We start from the raw sequence: 6,513 nt of genomic DNA on the forward strand, positions 1-6,513 counted from the left end.
GAACGGCAGTGGATTGCCCGCGCGCTCCTGTCTGCCGCCCGGTCGCATGTCGCCTTCGGGCTGACGCTTAAAGAGATCGGGCAGGCCGAACAGCGGCTGGCGGCCCCGGCCCCTCGCGCAGAGCAGGATTGGGAGCGGTAGGAAAGAAGAGCATCTGAGAGGAGGGATGGTCTTTACCGCAAATGGACGCTGCTCAAGCAGACCGAAGCCTGAAAACATTCCGTGCGATCTAAATCTTGACACAGGCCGGACGGACGGCAAGCTGCAGCTATTGCGTTATGACGAAACAAGGGAAGGCACTGCTTGGTCACGGCTTTGGAACCGCTCCCCGTCATTGCGCTGTCGACGGAAAACTTCGACCCGCGCAACCGGGTTCAGGCATTTGAAGCGGCGGCGGCGGCGATCTGCAAGCTGGCGATCGACCCCGTATCGCCGGACAGCTATGCCTCTTCAACCATGATCAAGATCCTGCCGGGCGCGGTAACTGCAAGGACCAGCCATTCGGCCTGTGCCACCACCCGCACCCAGGCGATGGCTGCGGATGAGGGTGACAATCTTCTGATCCATATCCCGCTGAACCACGGGTTCTCCATGGTGCAGACCGGCGGCCCGGCCGTCGAATGCAAGCCCGGGCAGATCTATCTGGACCCCAATGATGTGGCCGGTCGCGCGGTGTTTCAGGCCGAAAGGTCGGACTTGTTCTATGTATCGATTCCGCGCGCGGCATTGGCGCAATCGGCACGGGGGCTGAACGGGCGGCTGCGCCAGACCCAGCAGATATCACCGCAATGGCGCATGTTCATCCGCTATGCCCAGTCGCTGGAGGCGGAAGCCGAAGGGCTGAACGCGGGGGAACGTGCCCTCTATTGCAGCCATCTGCACGAACTTGCCCGGATTGCCCTGAATGCAGATGACAGTGCCCGGCTTGAGGCGCAGGGGCGCGGCGTGCGGGCGGCGCGGCTACGGGCGATCAAGGACACGATCGACACGCATCTGACCGAACCTGGCCTGTCGCTGGCGGTTGTCGCCGCAGCGCATGGCATTTCCGAACGCTATGCCCGCGCGCTGTTTGCCGAGACAGATACCACCTTTCGCGACTACCTAACCTGCAAGCGGATGCAGTTTTTGCGCCGCATGCTGGCCGATCCGGTACAGGATCACCGGTCCATCTCCGATCTGGCCATGGCCGCGGGCTTTGGCGATCTGTCCTGGTTCAACAAATGCTATCGCCAGATCCATGGCGAAACACCCTCGGAAAGCCGTGCGCGCCTGTCACGGGGATAAGTCTGGCAACAGCGTTACCCTTGTGCCGTGCAGCCCATAGCCAGTGCCGTCTACCCCAAGAATACGCCGCCGAACTGGCCTAAGGTCCGGCTCAACCGTTCCCACACGCTGTGGGCAGCGGTGCGCAAGATCGTGACAAGAACGCAGACAGACGCAGAGGAATGACCATGAAGATCAGGCTGGCAGCCCCCGTAATCGCCCTGGCCATGTGGACCGGATTGGCCCATGCCGATGCGGTCAGCGATGCCCTGAACGCCGCGCAAGAGGCCTATGCCAAGGGTGAATTGGGTCAGACGGCGGCCCAGGTGACCACTGCCGCCCGCGCCGTGCAGGCCCTGCAACAGGAGCGGCTGGCCCGCGCATTGCCACAGCCGACCGAGGGTTGGACCATGACGCAGGGCGAGAATGGCGCGGGTGCCATGGGCCTGTTTGGCGGAGCCGTCGGCACGATCGCCGATGCGACCTATAGCCATGACGACGGGCGCAGCTTCACCCTGACCCTGACTGCGGACAGCCCTGTCGTAGCAAGCATGGCAGGCATTCTGGGCAATCCGCAGATGATGGCGATGATGGGCAAGGTCGTGAAGGTGGGCGCGACCGAGATGCTGGATCAGGACGGATCTCTTTCGGCGCTGGTGGCCAATCGTGTGCTGGTGCAGGCGCAGGGCAGCAGCGTGGAGGACATGGCGACCATCCTTTCTGCGATGGATTTCGACGTGCTCGCCCGGTTCGACCAGTGATCCCTTTCGCCTGAAGGTGCCCCCATGACCCTGCCACCTATCCTGTGCCGCCTGACCCGGTTCTGTACCGGCCTTCTGCTGGCTGGCCCCATACTGTCGGCTGCCGCATTGGCCGAGGCCCCGCGCAGCATTCTGGTGATGGATGGTTCGGGCTCCATGTGGGGGCAGATTGAAGGCCGCCCCAAGCTGGAGATTGCCCGCGATACGGTGGCCACCGTGCTGGGCAGCCTTCCGGCCGGGCAGGAACTGGGCCTGATGGCTTATGGCCACCGCGAAAAGGGCAACTGCAGCGATATAGAGCTGATCGTGCCCCCCGCACCCGACACCGGACCGGGGATTGCCGCCGCCGTCGGCAGGATGCGGTTTCTGGGGAAGACACCGTTATCAGAGGCGGTGCGGCAGGCTGCCGAGACACTGCGCTATGGCGAAGCGGCTGCCACTGTCGTGCTGGTCACCGATGGTCTGGAAACCTGCGACGCCGACCCCTGCGCCCTGGGGCGTGAGCTGGAGTCTTCTGGGCTGAACTTTACCGCCCATGTCATCGGCTTTGGTCTGACCGGGGCCGAAGGCGCGCAGGTCGCCTGTCTGGCCACCGAAACCGGTGGTCAGTATCTGGAGGCTGGCAATGCCGGGGCGCTTGTCGAGGCCCTTACCACCGCTGTCACACCGCCGCAGGAAGAAATCGCCGTCCCGGCGCAGCGGCGCTACTATCCAGGGTCACCCGAGATGCAGGGCATTGCCCTGTCCCCGACTGGGCGGACCACGGGGGCCGCAGAATCCACGCTGGCGGATTTTGCCTTCCCGGCTACGGGCAGTGCGGTGGATTGCGCGGCACTGTGTACGAACGATCGGGGCTGTGCCGCTTGGCGGTATGAACCTCCGGGCAGCCTTTTCGTAGAAGAGGCGCGCTGCTTTGCCTTCCCGGCTGCCAGCGAGATGGATTACCAGGCCTTTCCGCCCGAAGAAGGCTGGGCATCTGGCATCAAGGACGGCGTGCTTATGCTGATCCGCCCCTACGCACCTGCACCCATCTTGCCAACGGCCAGCCTAACGTTCTCAGAGACGGCCCCGGCCGGGTCACTGCTGCGGGTGGCCTTTAACGGCCCGCATGAAGAATTCGACCATATCCGCGTTTTGGACGCGGGCGGAAACTGGCTCGCCGAGACTGCGGTCGATGGTGACCCCTTTGTCGATCTGCGCCTGCCGTTCAGGACAGGGCCGTATGAGGTCGTCTATTCCTACAAGTCCGAGGAAATCATCGCCCGTGCACCCCTGACCCTGTCCGAGGCCCCGGTGTCAATTACAGCCCCCGACACGGCACAAGTGGGCAGCACGGTCACGATCACCTGGGTTGGACCAGAGGCCTTTCTTGACAATATCCAGCTGTGGAACGCCGATACGGGCGAACGCTGGGGCTATGATTACACCGAAGGAAAGAACAGCATGGATTGGACCATGCCAGACCTCCCGGGCCGTTATGAATTCCGCTATGTGTTCCTTGACAGCGAGACGATCCACACCAGACCAATCACTGTGACGCTGGACAGGGTCGACGCCATCCCAACTGCAGGCCCAGCCCTTGTGCCGGTAGCCCTGTCCGTCCCGACCGATTACGCGAACCAGCCGATCCTTTGGTCCGCCGAACCTTTGGAAACGCACCCCGCCGTCCCCGAGGCGGTGGCCATGCCCGAACCCATGACCCGGCCCTGGACTACAGACCTTTACCTTGGCCGCTGGCGCATCTATGGCGAAGCCTCGTCGGACGACGCGGCAGGACAGGCATTTGGCGCCGATATCACTGTCACTGAAGCGGCAGGGCAGGCTTTCGAAATTCCACTGGCACCCTTTGAAACCATCGGCATGGGCGAAGATGCGCCCTCAGGCAATGCGGTGGCAGTCACGATCAGGGCCGAAGGTTTTGACGGTCCTGTCGAATGGTCCGCGACACCCGAGGGCGAGACGGAGGACGATCGTCTGGCCGATACCGTCACAGGGGGGTGGCATACCAGCCTGAGCCCCGGTGAATGGGCGATCTTTGGCATGACGGACAATGCCACCTTTTTTGGGCGCATCACCGTTGATGCCGGACAGACCAACCATGTGATCCCGCGGGAAGGCCAGATCGTGGCCCAGGCGCAGTCTGACGCTGAAATTGCCTATCGCTGCGACGGGCCCGAAGGCTGCCTGCTGCAGGATGCCGCGACTGGCTTAGGCTTTACCCTGCCGGCCGGATGGGTCGCTGACACGCCGGTTTTTTCCAAAACTGCCGCTGGTGTTACGGCGAACCAGCCCATGATGGGGTTCATAGCCCCGGATGGCGCGCGAATCGAGTTGAACCCTATCCGGTGGAGTGCGGAGAATGGCCGCTGCCGCAGCACCGCCGCTGGCACATTGTGCCATTGGTCCAATGCAACAGCGACGGTGATCACCGCCTTCAACGACATTGCGCTCAGCTTGACCCTGAGTCCCACAACGCAAGGCCAGACGGAATCTCCGCCCCCAGCCGACGCAGATCTCCGGCTTGATCTGTCACCAGAAACTGCCGCCGCCCTGCGTGCCAGATTGACCGGAGAATACTGATGCAAACCAGCTTCATGGCTCGGCACGTAGCAACCTTCGTGCTGGGCCTCCCCATTCTTGCCCTGTCCCTTTTGGCCAGGCCCGTGCTGGCAGAAGACAAAATCCTAGTGGCCGATTGCACGGAAACCGGCTGTCGCTGCAGCCTTTCTGCGGTAACACTTGTGGAATACGAAACCGTGGTGGGCAGCCCCGCCCCTCCGGGCGCCGCAGAGATGGTACTGGTCATGGAAGGCACGGATTTCAGCTGGAGCAGGTCAAGTCCCGACCAGATCGATGCCGCCCATGGCGGCGCGGGTCTCTGTCCAATCGAGCTGTTCAGCGTCATACCGAAAGACGGCACATGGCGCGGAACCGTGCGCATGCAAGAGATAACGGGCTGCCTGCCACAGGTGGCCGAGATGGTGCCACAGCTGGTCGATGGCACACAGATGCACAAACAGATTGTTTGGGGCGGCAAGTTTCACCCGTCCCAATTCGTCATGGGCGATGCGCCCGATCGCTTCCTCTGGACGCAGCGTAGCCCTACACAGTTTGACGGGGTGTTTCCTGTTCCCGCGAATGACACGCTGAAAATCAGCATCATCACAACCGCCACCCTGACCACCTCAGACCGTGCCGAGGCGACAGTATCGTTGCACCTTGCTGCGGCTCAGGGGGCCAATGCCGCTGCTCTCGCCGTACTGGGCATGGCGGACTGTAGGGCGAACGCTATCTATGATTTTGAAAGGGTAGGCCCATAAGAGGCTATCACCGAAGCACCATCTTGTTTCCATCGAAACCACTCTAGCACACTTGATGCCGTCAGGGAGCATCCACCGCAACAGTTCAGACCAACGGCTCCTAACCGCTAGTACCGCTTCAGCATCCACTGCCTGAGGTATCCACACATTACAAGCTTCCAGCGTGAACAAGCGGCAAACTCCTGCACCGCTCGGAAGACACCATGATGTTGAGAGCTAGGGGCGGGCGACCAATCATCACCCGCAATTACCGCCATTGGGTTCATGAGCACATCAAGAGCGTGAAGCTCAGCAAGAGTATCCTCGTAGCTGTGGCTTGCATCAAGGTAAGCCCAATCAAGCTTGTGTTGAACAGCTCTAGAGCACTCGGGGAAGTAGCCCTGCACCATAACAACTTGCTTAGCTCCTCCACGCGTGACTCTTAACTTGCATTCCTCATATGCATCAATCGTCTTGAGCTTCTTGTGATTTGTGTAGGCTGCGCCCCATTTGAATGTATCACCTTCGAGAGTCCAAGGGTCAACCAGGTAGACCACTCGGGGCTTAGCCACTTGGCAAATCACTTCCGCAAAGTGTCCTCTGAAAACTCCAATCTCTGCCCCTATTGCGTGACGGGGTAGCCTCTCAGCTAACCAAACTCTGTTAAGGGTCCGCTCTATTTGCCGATCTGGGCACGGTACGGCCTTTTCAAAGGCTTCAACAAGAACGTCGATCTTTGATGGACCCAGTGCTTCGAGATTGACAACCCCGCTGAAAGTCTCTTCTAACCACGTACGCATCGGATTGACCTCTGATCTTGGAACCGACATTCACCAAATGGGTTGCTGTCTGGCGTCATGATCGCCGGAATCAGACCGCTGAACAAGCACTTACAAAACCGAACGGCGTCTTCGGTGGCAGCAGGCCAGTGGAACAGCTCAGGCCTCGAACCCGCATATCCTGGCTCGCGGCAGTATTTTTCTGCACAGTGGGCCAACGCTCGCTCAGTTGCCTCTGTTCTTCAGGCCAGTCTTCAACAGGAGAAACAGAGTGATCCTCGCCTGAGATCACCGAGAACTGTCGCGCCCAAACAGCGTGTCGGCTCGTTCAATTTGAGCTACTCCCCAACTCTTGGACAGATTTCCTGCTGAGTTAAGCTACGGCCTGCACCTGCTGATCGGTTTGGGTTG

5 protein-coding genes are annotated in these 6,513 nt (G+C 60.9%); 4 read left to right on the forward strand and 1 reads right to left on the reverse strand.

Annotated features, from left to right (window positions below):
* Window positions 1-315 precede the first annotated feature (315 nt).
* From V6590_RS20515 to V6590_RS20530, 4 genes are all read left to right on the forward strand, one after another.
* On the forward strand, window positions 316-1,284 hold the full coding sequence (locus V6590_RS20515; protein ID WP_335425575.1) for a helix-turn-helix transcriptional regulator: 969 nt from the start codon (window positions 316-318) through the stop codon (window positions 1,282-1,284).
* Between the two features lie 167 nt (window positions 1,285-1,451).
* The gene (locus V6590_RS20520; RefSeq protein ID WP_335425576.1) at window positions 1,452-2,024 is read left to right on the forward strand and encodes a hypothetical protein; all 573 of its coding nucleotides are present in this window, start codon (window positions 1,452-1,454) and stop codon (window positions 2,022-2,024) included.
* 24 nt (window positions 2,025-2,048) lie between these two features.
* Window positions 2,049-4,604: a VWA domain-containing protein gene (locus V6590_RS20525; protein ID WP_335425577.1), complete on the forward strand. Its 2,556-nt coding sequence runs from the start codon at window positions 2,049-2,051 to the stop codon at window positions 4,602-4,604.
* Entirely contained in the window at window positions 4,604-5,344 is a 741-nt protein-coding gene (locus V6590_RS20530; protein WP_335425578.1) for a hypothetical protein, read from the forward strand. Before V6590_RS20525 ends, V6590_RS20530 begins: the two co-directional genes overlap by 1 nt.
* A 107-nt stretch (window positions 5,345-5,451) precedes the next feature.
* Here the strand turns inward: V6590_RS20530 and V6590_RS20535 are convergent, their stop codons facing one another.
* On the reverse strand, window positions 5,452-6,153 hold the full coding sequence (locus V6590_RS20535) for a class I SAM-dependent methyltransferase (RefSeq protein ID WP_335425579.1): 702 nt from the start codon (window positions 6,151-6,153) through the stop codon (window positions 5,452-5,454).
* Window positions 6,154-6,513 lie beyond the last annotated feature (360 nt).

Origin of the sequence: Gemmobacter denitrificans (assembly GCF_036964905.1) — a bacterium.
In the GTDB taxonomy this organism is placed as follows: domain Bacteria; phylum Pseudomonadota; class Alphaproteobacteria; order Rhodobacterales; family Rhodobacteraceae; genus Gemmobacter; species Gemmobacter denitrificans.